This is a genomic window from Pseudomonas sp. fls2-241-TYG-175, from assembly GCF_030209155.1.
Classification (GTDB): Bacteria; Pseudomonadota; Gammaproteobacteria; order Pseudomonadales; family Pseudomonadaceae; genus Aquipseudomonas; species Aquipseudomonas viridiflava.
Genome location: NZ_JARVSO010000026.1, coordinates 30,026 through 44,853, shown reverse-complemented (window position 1 = coordinate 44,853; position 14,828 = coordinate 30,026). Strand labels below are relative to the sequence as shown.

Sequence of the window (14,828 nt, the reverse complement as noted above, 5' to 3'; positions counted from 1 at the left end):
TTGGGTCGTTAGCTCAGTTGGTAGAGCAGTTGGCTTTTAACCAATTGGTCGTAGGTTCGAATCCCACACGACCCACCATTTTTGGCTAGTTTGTATCTGGCTGGATCTTAGGGAGTGATGCCATAAGCATCATCCAAATAAAAAGCGCCTCTTTAGAGGTGCTTTTTAGCATCATCGGGGTATAGCGCAGTCCGGTAGCGCGCCTGCTTTGGGAGCAGGATGTCAGGAGTTCGAATCCCCTTACCCCGACCATTTTCGCCCGGCTGTATCAGGGTTGAAGATCAGGACTCAAGAACATTGGTCTTGAGTCCAACAAAAAAGGCGTCCTTCGGGACGCCTTTTTTGTTTCTCCGTAAAGCCGGTTTGGTTGCTCAGCCGCTGGCCAACGCTCTCAAGTGACGACCACACCGGCGTCAAAACACTGGTGAAGCCGTCATCCAGTCAAAAAATCCTTTGTGTTAGCGGGGCACGGAATCCAGTCCGGTGGACTGCACGGCCGGTTGCGCCTTGGGTGACGACAGGTAAGCGAGCAGTGCTTTTGCCTGCTTCGGATGATCTGCATTGACCGGAATGCCCGCGGCGTAGCGAGTCACCGATTGCACATCCTCCGGAATCTTGGCGACGAAGGCTGCGCCCGGTACAGGCATCAATTCGGCGACCTGCTGGAAGCCAATTTCGTAGTCGCCCTTGGCAACCACTGACGCGACGGGAATGCGCTCGATCATTTTGCTTTTTGGCACGAGCTGCTCCTGGATACCCAGTTTCTTGAACAGCTCTTTCTCGATATAAACCCCGCTCGCGCTGTCCGAGTACGCGACAGATTTGGCATTCAGAAGCACTTGTTTCAGTTCGGCATCAGTGCTGATGGACGGCTTTGGCGCACCTGCCTTGACTGACATCCCGATGCGCGAATCAGCCAGCTCCACGCGTGAGGCAGGGTCGACTTTGCCCTGCTTGATCAGCTCATCCAGCGCATAGCCCACCATGATGACCACGTCGGCGTGCTCGCCACGCGCCAGTCGGTTGGGAATGGCTTCGGGTGCCTTGCCCATCGAAGGGCCGAGGATCGTTGTCAGCGTGTCGCCGCTTGAGGCCGTGTATTGAGGACCCAGCAACGTGTATGCGGCGGTAAAGCCGCCAGAGGTCATCACGTTGAGTGCTTCGGCCTGAGCGGTTGCACTGAAAGCAGCACATGCAGCGAAAAGCATCGTGAGGTGACGTGTAGGGAGCAATTTCATCTCTTATTCGTCTCGATAACAAAGAGGAAGGTTATTCTGGACAGGCAGTGAATCGCCAGTCAGAGCGTTTGAGTGGTCAGGATCAGAGCATGGCCAATGCCCCCGCCAACCCTGGCAGCAGCTCGAGCTCAACCAGAGATCCCTCTGACCTGGAGTGCTCGGTCCATTCGATGAGGTGTCTGCCGTGCAGCTTTAAGAGTGCTTCGTGCTGGCACCAGGCGTTGGCCAACGCGAGGTTGCGTGCCCCTTCAGGCGTTTCCTGCAATCGGTGCGTCACCGTCGGGCCGAGGTAATCCCTTGCTACGGTCTGCCAGTCCGGCACGTTCTGTACAGTCATCACATCGACCCCCACCAGACCACTCAGGTTCACTGCGGCGACTGAAAGCCCGGTCTCATGGCTGAACGACAGGCCCGGCTCCTTCAGGCCTTCGATCCATAATCGAGGAGGGTGGCCGGGAGTGCTGGCCAGCGTAATTGCATCGTGCGGCAATCCCAGCCATTGGGCGAGGCATTGACGCAAGTGGCCGCGAATACGGGCTCTTGCGTCTGCTCTTGAAGCGCTGGGCTCGACCAGAGTGCTGACCAACAGCACCTGTTCGCAGTGTCTTCGACGGGGCAGATGGTCGGGCTGCGGGTGAGCGAACCAGCCTTTGCTCTTGAAAGCGCCGGCCGGCAAGTGACTCATGCCTTGGCAGGCGCCGCCGGACACCCCGCCCAACGGCTGAGCGCGGGGATGTTTTCGCCTTTCATGACCAGCGTCAGCGAGCCCAGGTGGGCGTCGTTGCCTACGTCTGCGCTGTAAAGCACGGCGCTGCGTGGTCCCATGTACACCCGCTCGCCGATGTTCACCTGGTCGATTTTCATCACCCGGTCTTCGAACAGGTGGGTCTGCGGGCAGGCACCGGCATTCAGTTCACTGTCCGCGCCAATGTTCACGCAGTCGAATTCAGTAATGTCGGTCGTGTCCATGTAAACGCCTCGGCCAATCCTGCAGCCGAGCAGGTTAAAGGCCAGCGGCAGCCATGGCGTGCCTCGCAGGTACCGCATGAAGTGCGGCGCTGCCATGCCCTCGTAAAGACTGGTGATCCCTTCGGACAGCCAGACAAACGGAGTCCACATTGGCGTGGCACGCTTTTGGTACCTGCCGATGAGCAGCCACTTCAAACCAGCTACCAGTAAAAAGTTGCCCACGCTGTAAGCCAGACCGATCAGCGCCAGATAGACCATAACGGCGCCCCATCGGCCTTGTTCGGTGAGGGGCATCAGGTCCAGCATGACGGTGTAGCCGACGGCAATCATCACGGCATTTGGCGTAACGATACGAATACCCTCGATCAAACCTCGCGCCAGACGTCGAAGTACCGAGGGCTTGAACGTCAGCGACTCGGGATAACCACTGGCCTGCTCGCGCGCGGGCAGGTTGATCGGTGGCGAGCCGAGCCAGGTGTCGCCATCTGCCAGTTCATTGTTGGGCGGCGTGCTTGAGTGAACGCCGATCAGCACGTTCTCGGGCAGCACGGTGCCGTCCGCGATGTAACTGCCATTGCCGACAAAACTGCGGTTGGAGATCACGGTCGGCTGCAGGGTCATCCAGCCGCCGTCGATGCGTTCGTCACCCAGCATCACGGCATCGGCGATGAAGGTTTCATCACCCAGGGTCAGCATGTCGGGGATCACACCCTGAGCGCTGGAGATTTCAGCGTTACGCCCGACCTTTGCGCCCAACAGCCTGTACCAGAAAGGCGCGTACACCGTTGCGTAGATGCCGGAAAGCACGTTAAGGCTCGCCTCCTGAATGTGGCTGATCAGCCATTTGGCGCAATAGGTGTTGCTGTGTACGGCGTAGCGTCCCGGCTTGAGTCGGGGCAGGGCAATCCAGCGCAAGGCAGCCGATGCGAGTGCCGTCGCGACAATCAGCACTGCGCTCGCCGGAAAGGCCAGCATGAAGTACCGGGCGAGTTGGCTGCCTACGCTGGTGCCTGCCAGCCAGGGCAATACGTGCTGTGCGTCAAACCAGTCCATCAAGAAAAAGGTGGGGAAAACCGGAATGAAAAACAGCGTAGCGATCAACAGAATGCCTGCTGTGAAAAACAGCGTTTCTGCGCGCAGACGGTTTTTACTCACGGCAGGCCGCTGAGGTTGGTGCCGGGTGTCGAACGAGCCGACATCGCGCGCCGGTGAGCCCTGCCAAATACGACCTGCGGACACTTCGCGGCCTTCTGCCAGTGCAGACTGTGACTCCAGATGACCCAGTGGGCCCACGCCGGTATTGCCTTCCATGATCACGTAGGACCCGACGCAGGCGTTGGCCTGCAACGTGATCTGGCCCAGATGCAACTGGCCGCGTTCGACGCGTGCATTTTCAAAGCTGACGCCGTTGCCGACGCTGACACCGTCATCGAGCTGCAGCAGGTCGGGGCTGCGTACTACCGCGCCGCCAATGATCACGTCACGCCCGATCCTTGCACCCAGCGCACGCAGCCATGCCGGGTAGAGTGACGACCCGCTCAACAGGTAGGTCGGTGCCGACTCGACCATGCGATCGGCGGCCCACCAGCGAAAGTAGGTCATGCCCCACAGCGGGTAGACGCCGGGTTTGAGGCGGCCGGCGATCAGCCATTTGCCTGACAGCGCGATCATGAACTGCAGAACGGTGGCGATCAGGAATACCACGACCGACGCGAGCGTGGCCAAGGCGACGGAGTCGTCCGGTGAACCGGTCAGGTAGTGATACGTGAAGAATGGCGCGAGCCACTGTGACATGCGCAGGCTGACCATCACCGGTAGCGCCAGTGCCTGCGCTACGCCGCAGCGCCAGCGTCGCCAGGCTGAAGGTGGCGTCCATGGCGCGGATTCAACGCTGGCTTGAGGCGTCTGTTCGAGAACGGCAGCGATGGCGTCGACCCGCCGCTGTTGATAGATGTCGCGCACGGTAATGTGCGCGAAGCGCGGGTCGGCGCGCAGTGCGGAGGCCAGTCGGGCGGCAAAAAAGGAATGCCCGCCCAGATCGGTAAAAAAGTCGGCATGCCGACGGATCGGCACGCCTGGAAACAACGCGGCCAACGCTGCGAAAAGCGCAACTTCGCCGGGCGTTTCAGCGACATCGGATTCGGCTCCGGCATCATCGACTTTCAACGGACGCGCCTTGAGCGCCTTGCGATCGATCTTGCCGGACATCAGGCGCGGCATGGACTCGAGCAGCTCGAACTGATTCGGCACCATGTAGGGCGGAAGCTGTGCCTGCAGCGCCTTGCGCAGACGGCTCGTGAATGCGGCTGGCGGCGCATCGTCACACACCACATAGGCGACCAGTTGATCGAGCCCGTTATCGTTGCGCAACAGCACGGCTACAGTGCCAACGCCGGGTTCCTGCGCCATCAAGGCTTCTATCTCACCGAGTTCGACACGAAAACCGCGAATCTTGACCTGATCATCCGCACGACCCAGGCAATGCACCTGCCCTTCATGGTCAATACGCGCCAGATCCCCGGTGCGATACAGGCGGGCGTCATGATGGCCGATGGACCACGGGTTGGGGATGAACCTGTCCCGGGTCAGGTCCGGGCGCCCGAGATAACCTTCGGCAACACCGGGACCGATGATGCACAGCTCGCCGGTCTGTCCGCGTGGCAACAGCGTGGGCGGGTGTTCGCTGCCAACCTGTGAATCATGGGCGATGATCAGCAGGCCGTAGTTGGGCAGCGGCTGGCCTATATTGACCGGGCGGCCGGGCGACAGTCGCGCCAGACTGGCGGACACCGTGGCTTCGGTGGGGCCGTAGGTGTTGAACATCTGCCGGTCCGGTTTTGACCAGCGATCCACCAGCGACTCGGGGCACATTTCGCCGCCCAGATTGATCAGCCGCAGACTCGGTACGTCTTCGCTGAACAGGGCCAGTAACGTCGGCACCGCATGCAAAACGGTGATCTGCTGTTCATTCAGCAGGCGCGGCAGGGTCTCGGGATCGCCACTGGTTTCCTTGGGGCCAATCCATAGGGTTGCGCCTACCAGATAGCCAATCCAGATTTCCTCGAACGACATGTCGAACGCGACCGAGAAGCCCTGGTAGATGCGGTCGCTCGCACGGATGCCGAGTACCGCGTTTTCGCTGCGCAGGAAGTGGCAGATGTTGCGCTGGGAAATCACGATGCCCTTGGGCTTGCCTGTAGAGCCTGAGGTGTAGATGACGTAGGCCGGATGATCCGGCAAAGCGCCGCTGCGGCGCATCGGGGCTGAATCGGTTGGCATCAGCAACGCTTCTGCAGTCCATGCGGTCAGCCCGGTATCACGCAACAGGATGCCAAGGGATTGATTGCAGACCACACCTGTCGCGCCAGCGTCCTCGATGCAGATTTGCAGGCGATCCACTGGGGTGTCCAGGTCGAGCGGCAGCCAGGCGGCACCGGCCTTGGCAATACCGGCCTGCATCACCAGCAGCTCAATGCCTCGCGGCAACCAGAGTCCGACGATATGGCCAGGCTTTACGCCTGCCTGAATCAGCGCCGACGCCACCTGATCGGCCTGCCGGTTCAGTTCACGGTAAGTGAGCCGACGCTCGCCAAAAATGAGCGCTATCTGCTCGGGGTATTGCTGCGCCGTGGCTTCGAGTAAATCGGCCAGCACCTCCTCGCGCAGCAACTCCGGTTGCATCGGGCCGTACATCACATCCAGCAAGGGCTCGTTCTGGAAGGTCTTCAACGGGTTCATGTTATTCATGGCAGCAGGTCGTTCGCTCTTCTGAAAAAGATGCCCGTGAGGGGCTTGTCGTTATGAGCACAGAGGCGGATCAACCAGAATGTGAGGTGCGTCGTGTAGGGCCAAGCGTCCGGCGTGTGTCAGGTTTGATACATTTTGGCCGGACCGCTTCGATGGCAACAGAACATGCTGGCCAGGCAAATATGGCAAGCACTGGCTGTACGCAGCTTGAACGGTGTGGTGAAGGTGAGGGGAGAAGAAGAGGCGGGTAAGGTCAGCCTTGAATCGGTGATTCAAGGCCAGGGAGTTCTGTTCAGGAGGCTCGCAGGACACGGAGATATCCGGGAAGGCATGCCAATGCAGAACATCGGCATGCCCGATCACGACCTGTTAGTGCAGCTTCATCCGTGGCTCGGTGCCTTTGCCGATCCGGCTGCCCAGCATCAGCATCAGCGTGCGGAACATGCCGTAAAGCGCCATTTGGTGCATGCGGTACAGCGACACGTAAAACATCCGCGCCAGCCAGCCTTCGAGCATGACACTGCCTGTCAGGTTGCCCATCAGGTTGCCCACCGCCGAGAAGCTGGACAGTGAGATCAGCGAGCCGTAGTCCTTGTAGGTGTATTCCGGCAGCGTCTTGCCTTCGATCCGCAGACGCAGGGATTTGACCAGCAATGACGCCTGCTGATGCGCAGCCTGAGCGCGAGGCGGGACATTGCGGTCGGTGCCTTTTTGCGGGCAGGCGGCGCAGTCGCCGAAGGCAAAGATGTTTTCGTCGCGAGTGGTTTGCAGGGTCGGTAACACCTGCAGCTGGTTGATACGGTTGCTTTCCAGCCCATCCAGTTCGTGGAGGAACGCCGGGGCACGAATGCCTGCCGCCCAGACCTTCAGGGTTGCAGGAATGACTTCACCGGTTGCCGTGATCAGGCTATCGGCCGTGACTTCGCTCACGGCAGCGTTGGTCAGCACCGTCACGCCGAGCTTGTTCAGGGTCTTGTGGACCGGGCTACCGATGCGCTCGGGCAGCGCCGGCAGAACCCGCGGGCCTGCTTCGATCACGGTGATGCGCAGGTTTTCCGGCTTGATCTGACCCAGCCCGTAAGCGGCCAGTTCGTGGGCTGCGTTGTGCAACTCGGCCGCCAACTCAACGCCTGTCGCACCGGCACCGACGATGGCAACCGTGATTTCCTGGGCAGCGTCCGCCTGACCGGCATGCGCACGCAGGTAGTGGTTGAGCAGCTGTTGGTGGAAACGCTCGGCCTGCTTGCGGGTGTCGAGAAACAGACAGTGTTCCGCCGCGCCCTTGGTGCCGAAATCGTTGGTGGTGCTGCCCACTGCCAGGACCAGTGAGTCGTAATCCAGGCTGCGTGCAGGGACCAGTTCGGCACCGTTTTCATCCAGTGTAGCGGCCAGATGCACCTGTTTACCGGTGCGGTTAAGACCGGTCATGCGCCCCAGCTGGAACTGAAAGTTGTTCCATTTGGCTTGTGCCACGTAGTTGAGCTCGTCTTCGTACGAGTTCAATGAGCCAGCGGCCACTTCGTGCAGCAGCGGTTTCCAGATGTGGGTCAGGTTGGCGTCCACCAGCGTGACGCTGGCCGTGCCTTTCTTGCCCAGGGTTTTACCCAGACGGGTAGCCAGCTCCAGACCGCCAGCGCCTCCACCAACGATGACAATACGATGAGTCATAAGGATTACTCAGAAGGTTTAAGGAATTCGGGAGGAGCTCGATCTTCGCGAGCGCAAGGCAGCTCATAGCGTCAGATGGCTCAGAAAACGGCTCAGCAGGCCCAGTCCGATGACCACGACCACCAGCATGATCAGGAGCAGCCAAGGCCGGAAAGGCCTGCGCTCGACTTGGTGCTGGGGCGTCTGAAGGTATTCTTCGACACGCCGTTGGTCGTCCGGGTTCAGACGGCTGCTCATTTTATGTCTCGTCTTACGTTTCGTTTCGCGTGTACTGCCTGACAGGAGGCCATGAATCGGTGCTTTCCAGCGGTTCGACCTGAAGCGTGTCGTCCAGCCGGATGATTCCGCTTTGTATCACTCGGGCGGTAATTCCGCCATGCCCGCGCACCGCCTGAAAGGTCCCATGGCCGAGCCGTTGCTCAAGGCGCGCGCAAGGCTGACACCAGCCCGTGGTCTCGAAAATCGCCTGGCCGATCCTGAAACGGCGTCCCTTCAGGCTGAACAGATTGATGCCGCTGATCGCCAGGTTACGGCGCAGGTCCTGAGGCACGATGGGATTTTCCGCCGACCTGTTCAGAAGAGAGCTGACCACAGCCAAATGTTCCCACTGAATCAGCGTGACCTGCCGGGCGTTACGCGGCCCAGGGCGCGAGTGGTCACCGGTCAGGCCGGCTTCGCGGCGCGCTTCTACGGCATCCAGTTCTATCATGTCGACACGTGATTCGGGGCGCACGCCAATCCAGCGCACACGACCGTGCTGCGGGACGTCGGCCAGCAGTTCCTGTAACGGGCTCATAAACTGATTCCAACATCGAAAACGACACTGCGGCCCAGATTGGTACGCAGAAAGTCCGGAGCATCCGGGTGCGCGAACAATACACGGGCAAAGGTCGGCCCCACCAGTGACAGCGAGCGCCAGCCTTGACGCAGGTACTCGGTGGGCGGCGGGAAATGGCTGTTGAGGTCCAGCACTTCGCGCTTGAGGCTGGCGAAGGCAATGATGTCCAGCTCGCCGAGGTCCAGGCCCCGTTCGCGGTAGTTGTGGGATTTCTTGCGCAGGGTAGGGGCGAGGCGTCGCAGCAGTTCGGAGGCCGGGATGCGCTTGGGCTTGGCCTCACGGCGCACCAGCTGGCTCAGGGAGAAGGCACTGCGTCGTCGCTCCAGCTCCTCGCGCCACTCGTCATTGAGACGGCGACCCTCGTCGAGCACGAAAAACACCTCGAAGCACGCATCACGAAACAGCACGTCCGGCGGCTCCTGGCCAGCAGGCGTGAAGTCTTCGTTGCGATGCGGGATGTTCAGGCCCTGCAGCAGGCGCTGACAAACCCACCGCTCACGCTCCCACTTTCGCGCATTGGAAAGAAAGGCGTTGGCTTGTTCGGCCTGGATCGTCAACAGGCGTAAGTAGTCTGAGTCATCCATAGGCCCAAGCTTAGCGTTCTAATCGCTGTCACTGGAAGAGAGAATGTGTGGGTGTAAACTGGCTTTCATTTTGGCTTGCCGCAAGCGCCTTCTGGCAAACATTACCTTTTCGAGGAGTGCCCCGTTGAAATTTCTGCCCATGCTGTTCCTGGCCCTGCTGCCGCTGACGGCCAATGCCCTGCAAACCGGCGAGCGCCTGGCGCCGTGGACACTGCTCGATCAGTACGATCAGCCTTATACCCTGAACAACCAGACGCAAACCCTGCTGGTCGCCAGAAGCATGGACGCCGCCAAACTGGTCAACGCCGCGCTGGCGGAAAAACCCAAGGGCTTTCTCGAAGCGCGCAACACCGTCTTCGTGGCCGACATCCAGAAAATGCCGACCATCATCGCCAAAATGTTCGCCATCCCCAAAATGCGCGACTACACCTACCGCGTCATGCTCGACCGCGAAGCCCGCATCGTGCCGCAGTACGCGGGTGACGAGGATAAAGTCCTGTGGTTGCAATTGCGCGATGGGCAGTTGGTGAGTCAGCAACAGTTCGGGAGTGCCGAGACGCTGCGTGCGGCGCTGGAAAGGCCATAACGGAGGGGTATCATCCTGCCGGGGCAAAACCAAAGTATCTGACTGAATGCATACTCCGTGGGAGGCGCCACCACGTCTTCGACGTAGCGCTGTCGCGCATCAAACACCGGACCGTGGGAGGCGGCTTGCCGGCGATGAACGATGACGCGATTTCCCTGACATACCGCGTCGGCTGGATCGCCGGCAAGCCGCCTCCCACAGTCCGTTGGTTGCAGCAAGACTTGTGGTAAACGATGATCGCTGGGGCTTGGGAACGATCAGGGTTTACCGCGCGCTGATCGTGCCCATCGCGCGTGGGCATGCCTCCCGGGACGCTCTGCGCCACATTCTTGAGCGGACGCAGTGCGTGGTAACGATCATCAGGCGATGGAGTTGCTTGAGAAAAGAACCCGCTTAAGCCTCAGTGCCCTCTGTGTGGCGCTTCCAGATCGCCCGAGAACAGGTCGTCTTCTGCATCCGGACTCACCGGAATGGCGTGTTCTTCCGATGCCCAGGCACCGAGGTCGATCAGTTTGCAGCGGTCCGAGCAGAACGGACGGTTGGGGCTGGCCGCGCTCCATTCCACGGGCGCGCCGCAGGTTGGGCATTGAACGGTCATTGGTTGGCTCATGATTGGCCTCCACGCAAAGTAAGGTAAAAGTGGTGCAGCCGCTCGACTTCGCTTTTCAGCCAGGCCGTATCCTGATCGTTGACCAGCACATCGTCGGCATGGCGCAAGCGTTCTTCGCGCTGCACCTGAGCCTTGAGGATGGCCTGGACCTGCTCCTGGCTTGAGCTGTCGCGCAGCATGGTGCGCTCTATCTGCAGTGCCTGGGGTGCATCGATCACCAGCAATCGCTGGACTGTGCGGTACTGACCGGATTCGATCAGCAGCGGTGACACCAGGATGGCGTAGGGTGACGTGGCACGCGCCAGATACCGGCTGATTTCCTGATTGATCAGCGGGTGCAGCAGTGACTCCAGCCAGCGCCGTTCTTCGGGCTGTTCGAAGATCAGCTTACGCAGCGCACCCCGGTCCAGTTCACCGCTGGCCTGCAAAACGCCAGCGCCAAAGTGCTCGACGATCTGTTCCAGCGCCGGTCGTCCAGGTTCCACCACCCAGCGCGCAGCATGATCGGCATCCACGGTATGGATGCCCAGGTCGATGAAGCACTGCGCTGCCGCACTTTTACCGCTGCCGATGCCGCCAGTCAGGCCGAGAATCCAGGGTTTTTGATCAGGGTGGGTCATTTGAAACCGGCAAACTGCAAATAGGAGTCGGTTATTTGACCACCCCAGAGCAAAGCGATCCACCCCGCGATGGCCAGATAAGGACCGAAGGGGATCGGAGTACCGGATTCGACATTGCGCAATCGCATCATGATCACGCCAAGAATGGCCCCCACCAGCGATGACAGCAGGATCGTCAGCGGGAGGATCTGCCAGCCGCCCCACGCCCCGAGCATGGCCAGCAGTTTGAAGTCGCCGTAGCCCATGCCTTCCTTGCCCGTGATCAGCTTGAACAGCCAGAACACCGACCACAACGACAGATACCCCGCCACGGCACCCCACAAAGCGTCGCTTAACGACGTGAACAGGCCAAACGCGTTGACGATCAGGCCCAGCCACATCAACGGCAATACCAGTGAGTCAGGCAGCAGCTGGGTGTCGGCGTCTATCAGGCTCATCGCCAGCAAGCCCCAACTCAGCACCAGCATTGCCGCCGTCTGCCAACCAAAGCCGAAATGCCAGGCCACATAGGCCGACAACACCGCACAGACCAGCTCGACCAGCGGATAGCGCTTGCTGATCGGCGCCTTGCATTGCGAACACTTGCCGCCAAGCATCAGGTAGCTGACTACCGGCAGGTTTTCCCAAGGACGGATCTGATGCGCGCAGCGGGGGCAGCGGGAGTGGGGGAGGATCAGGTTGAAGGTGGGCTGTTCAGGCTCGGCGGGCAGGCCGAGCATTTCCCGCGACTGGGCTTTCCAGTCGTGCTCCATCATTTTGGGCAGGCGGTAGACCACGACGTTGAGGAAGCTTCCGATCAGCAGACCGAGTACGCCAATGAAAATAACAAAGGCCAGCGTTGAGCTGGCCAGAAAGTCGAGGAGGGGCATGTCAGACAACGTTTCCAAGTTTGAATATCGGCAGATACATGGCGATCACCAGACCGCCGACGATGACCCCAAGTACCGCCATGATCATTGGCTCCATGAGGCTGGTCAGGCTGTCGACCATGTTATCGACTTCATCTTCGTAATAGGTGGCGACCTTGTCGAGCATACTGTCCAGTGCTCCGGACTCTTCCCCGATGGCGGTCATCTGGATGGCAAGGCTCGGGAAAACGCCAGTGGAGCGCATCGAAAAGTTTAGTTGCATGCCCGTTGAGACATCTTGCTTGATCTTCATGACCGCATTTCTGAATACGACATTACCGGTTGCGCCCGCAACCGAGTCCAGGGCTTCGACTAGCGGGACGCCTGCAGCAAAAGTGGTTGCGAGTGTCCGAGCGTACCGCGCCACCGACGACTTGAAGATCAACGGCCCAATAATAGGGATTTTCAACAAAAATCTGTCAATACTGTCGCGAAACTTCTGTGACTGTTTATAGGACCGTTTGAACAGAAAAATGCCCGCGATGAAAAGGCCAAGAATTGCAAGCCACCAAGTTTGTACTATCTCCGAAAGCCCTATCACCATGAGCGTGAAAGCAGGCAGTTCCGCTCCGAAACTGGCAAAAACCGATTGGAACTGGGGAACCACTTTGATGAGCAAAATACCGGAAACAATGATAGCCACCACCAGAACTGCAGCTGGATAAGTCATGGCTTTCTTGATCTTGGCTTTCAGCTTTTCGGTTTTTTCCTTGTAGGTCGCAACACGGTCCAGCAGGCTTTCCAGAGCTCCCGCCTGCTCGCCAGCGTCCACCAGGTTGCAGAAAAGATCATCGAAGTGTTCTGGCTTTTGTCTGAGGGCGGTCGCAAAACTGTTACCTGCCGATACTTCTTGTTTCAGGGAGTCGACAAGAGAGCGCATGTTCGGATTCTCCGAACCTTCGCTGATGATGTCGAACGACTGCAGCAGCGGAACGCCAGCCTTCATCATCGTCGCCATCTGCCGAGAGAAAAAAGCGATGTCCAATGGCTTGATCTTCTTGCCCTTGCCGAAGATCGACACTGTTTTTTTACGCACTTTGGTCGGGTTGATACCCTGCTTACGAAGTTGAGCCTTGATCAGCGCCGGATTGTGGCCACTCAACTCGCCGCTGATCTTGCTGCCTTTCTTGTCTACGCCTTCCCAGGTGAAAACACTGACTTTGACTGCTTTACTGGCCATGCTTAATCCTTGGTCACGCGATTGACTTCTTCCAGGCTGGTAATGCCCTGCATGGCTTTCGACAAGCCGGATGTTCGCAGGTCATTGAAACCATCCTTGCGCATCTGCCTGGAAATCTCCAGCGAGTTGCCTTCTTCCATGATGATGCGCTCCAGTTCCGGCGTTTTTTTCACGACTTCGTAAATCCCGACTCGGCCTCGATAGCCGCCGTTGCAGTGTTCGCACCCGACCGGGCCGTACAGTTTGAAGGTGCCGACTTTCGACTCCGGGAAGCCTTCCTTGATCAGCGTCTCATGGGGAACGTCGACTTCCTTCTTGCAGTGGCTGCACAGCTTGCGCGCCAGTCGCTGAGCAATGATCAGATTGATCGCCGTGGCGATGTTGAATGCCGCAACGCCCATGTGATGCAAGCGGGTCAGCGTTTCTGCTGCGCTGTTGGTGTGCAGCGTCGACAACACCATGTGGCCGGTCTGAGAAGCCTTGATCGCAATCTCGGCGGTTTCCAGGTCACGAATCTCACCGACCATGATCACATCCGGGTCCTGACGCAGAAACGCGCGCAACGCCTGGGAGAAGTCCATGCCCTGACGCGGGTTGACGTTGACCTGATTGACACCTTCCAGGTTGATCTCCACCGGGTCTTCGGCGGTTGAGATATTGATATTCACGGTGTTGAGAATATTAAGGCCCGTGTACAGCGAAACGGTTTTGCCCGAGCCGGTCGGGCCGGTCACCAGAATCATGCCCTGCGGCTGCTTGAGCGCTTCCAGATAAAGCTCTTTCTGATCCGGCTCGTAGCCAAGCGCATCAATACCCATCTGTGCACTGGTCGGATCGAGAATCCGCATCACGATCTTCTCGCCCCATAGCGTCGGCAGCGTGTTCATCCGGAAGTCGATGGATTTGGTTTTGGAAACACGCAACTTGACCCGGCCGTCCTGAGGCTTGCGCCGTTCCGAAATGTCCAGACTGGCCATCACCTTTAGACGTGCAGCAATTCGGTTGGCCAGATTGATCGGCGGTCGGGCAGCTTCGTGCAAAATCCCGTCGGTACGAAAACGTACGCGGAAAACCTTTTCATAAGGTTCGAAGTGCAAATCGGACGAGCCCAGCCGAATGGCATCCAGCAGCATTTTATTGACGAAACGGACGACGGGAGCGTCATCGGCATCGTCGCGGCTGGTGATTGATGTTTCTTTGGCGCTTTCGCCCGGTTCTATATCCAGATCCAGGTCGATGTCGGCCAATGACCCCAAGCCGCTGTCGCTGTCAAAGAACCTGTCGATGGCAACACTGAGTTTGTCATCTTCGACCAGAATCGCTTCAGTGTTCAGGCCAGTGCTGAACTGGATATCGGTGACAGCCTGATGATTGGTCGGGTCCGAGATGCCTATAAAGAGTCGGTTGCCGCGACGCCATAGCGGCAGCGCGTGATGCTGACGAGCGAGCTTTTCGCTTACCAGGCCTTTGGGCTGGTTTTCTTTATCCAGGCTGGAGAGGTCCATGAACGGCACGCCGAACTGCTCCGAGGCCATTTCTGCGAGGGTCAGACTCTTGACCAGTTTGTTCTGGACCAGATAGCTGACCAGCGAAATCTTGTCGCGTCGCGCCTGCTGGAAAGCCTGTTGAGCGGCTTTTTCGGAAAGAAGCTCGGCGGCGACCAATTGCTTGGCCAGACCTGTTAGGACAACGACATCACTCATAAAACCACCAGACGCAGACAGTGTGAGGTTTATAGCGCAGTCGGAGGGTGCTGCCAAATGGCATGACGGGATGTGACGAAAATTGTCAGTTTCTGCTGATTTCCAAAAGTTGGAATGTGCATTGGATACGGTTTGGTGCAGTGAATTAAGGTCTACGTCACATTGGCATGACGTGTG

Annotated in this window: 13 protein-coding genes and 2 tRNA genes; 3 read left to right on the top strand and 12 right to left on the bottom strand. The window is 58.9% G+C overall.

Features of this window, described 5'->3' with window-relative positions:
• Positions 1–2: 2 nt before the first annotated feature.
• A tRNA-Lys gene (locus QRN20_RS18705) sits at positions 3–78 on the top strand.
• Between the two features lie 97 nt (positions 79–175).
• A tRNA-Pro gene (locus tag QRN20_RS18700) sits at positions 176–252 on the top strand.
• 206 nt (positions 253–458) lie between these two features.
• On the opposite strand, the gene QRN20_RS18695 is transcribed toward QRN20_RS18700, so the two are convergent.
• The 7 genes from QRN20_RS18695 to QRN20_RS18665 all read right to left on the bottom strand — a co-directional run bounded on the left by QRN20_RS18695 (position 459) and on the right by QRN20_RS18665 (position 9,044).
• Positions 459–1,238 carry a substrate-binding domain-containing protein gene (locus QRN20_RS18695; RefSeq protein WP_029243829.1) on the bottom strand — a complete coding sequence of 260 codons (780 nt, stop codon included), beginning with the start codon at positions 1,236–1,238 and terminating at the stop codon, positions 459–461.
• Between the two features lie 82 nt (positions 1,239–1,320).
• Positions 1,321–1,923, bottom strand: a complete 603-nt coding sequence (locus tag QRN20_RS18690) for a 4'-phosphopantetheinyl transferase family protein (RefSeq protein ID WP_050575459.1) — start codon at positions 1,921–1,923, stop codon at positions 1,321–1,323.
• Positions 1,920–5,954 carry a Pls/PosA family non-ribosomal peptide synthetase gene (locus QRN20_RS18685; protein WP_285360978.1) on the bottom strand — a complete coding sequence of 1,345 codons (4,035 nt, stop codon included), beginning with the start codon at positions 5,952–5,954 and terminating at the stop codon, positions 1,920–1,922. Before QRN20_RS18685 ends, QRN20_RS18690 begins: the two co-directional genes overlap by 4 nt.
• Positions 5,955–6,323: 369 nt before the next feature.
• A complete protein-coding gene (locus tag QRN20_RS18680) occupies positions 6,324–7,622 on the bottom strand; it encodes an NAD(P)/FAD-dependent oxidoreductase (RefSeq protein ID WP_122417608.1) in 1,299 nt (432 codons plus the stop codon).
• A gap of 63 nt (positions 7,623–7,685) precedes the next feature.
• Positions 7,686–7,859 carry a DUF3094 family protein gene (locus QRN20_RS18675; RefSeq protein ID WP_004884089.1) on the bottom strand — a complete coding sequence of 58 codons (174 nt, stop codon included), beginning with the start codon at positions 7,857–7,859 and terminating at the stop codon, positions 7,686–7,688.
• A gap of 13 nt (positions 7,860–7,872) precedes the next feature.
• A complete protein-coding gene (locus tag QRN20_RS18670) occupies positions 7,873–8,418 on the bottom strand; it encodes an MOSC domain-containing protein (RefSeq protein ID WP_122417609.1) in 546 nt (181 codons plus the stop codon).
• A complete protein-coding gene (locus QRN20_RS18665; RefSeq protein ID WP_004884092.1) occupies positions 8,415–9,044 on the bottom strand; it encodes a DUF1780 domain-containing protein in 630 nt (209 codons plus the stop codon). The genes QRN20_RS18670 and QRN20_RS18665 overlap by 4 nt, the downstream gene beginning before the upstream one ends.
• Positions 9,045–9,168: 124 nt before the next feature.
• On the opposite strand from QRN20_RS18665, the gene QRN20_RS18660 reads away from it, so the two are divergent.
• Positions 9,169–9,630 carry a hypothetical protein gene (locus QRN20_RS18660; RefSeq protein WP_057409622.1) on the top strand — a complete coding sequence of 154 codons (462 nt, stop codon included), beginning with the start codon at positions 9,169–9,171 and terminating at the stop codon, positions 9,628–9,630.
• Positions 9,631–10,030: 400 nt separating this feature from the next.
• On the opposite strand, the gene yacG is transcribed toward QRN20_RS18660, so the two are convergent.
• From yacG to pilB, 5 genes are read right to left on the bottom strand one after another with little or no spacing between them, the layout of a single operon-like run.
• On the bottom strand, positions 10,031–10,240 hold the full coding sequence (yacG, locus tag QRN20_RS18655) for a DNA gyrase inhibitor YacG (RefSeq protein ID WP_004887444.1): 210 nt from the start codon (positions 10,238–10,240) through the stop codon (positions 10,031–10,033).
• A complete protein-coding gene (coaE, locus tag QRN20_RS18650; RefSeq protein WP_025993968.1) occupies positions 10,237–10,860 on the bottom strand; it encodes a dephospho-CoA kinase in 624 nt (207 codons plus the stop codon). Before coaE ends, yacG begins: the two co-directional genes overlap by 4 nt.
• Positions 10,857–11,729, bottom strand: a complete 873-nt coding sequence (locus QRN20_RS18645; protein WP_122417610.1) for a prepilin peptidase — start codon at positions 11,727–11,729, stop codon at positions 10,857–10,859. Before QRN20_RS18645 ends, coaE begins: the two co-directional genes overlap by 4 nt.
• A gap of 1 nt (position 11,730) precedes the next feature.
• A complete protein-coding gene (locus tag QRN20_RS18640) occupies positions 11,731–12,948 on the bottom strand; it encodes a type II secretion system F family protein (RefSeq protein ID WP_122417611.1) in 1,218 nt (405 codons plus the stop codon).
• Positions 12,949–12,950: 2 nt separating this feature from the next.
• Positions 12,951–14,651 (bottom strand): type IV-A pilus assembly ATPase PilB, encoded by a 1,701-nt coding sequence (gene pilB / locus QRN20_RS18635; protein WP_004887450.1) that lies wholly within the window; start codon positions 14,649–14,651, stop codon positions 12,951–12,953.
• Between the last annotated feature and the right edge of the window lie 177 nt (positions 14,652–14,828).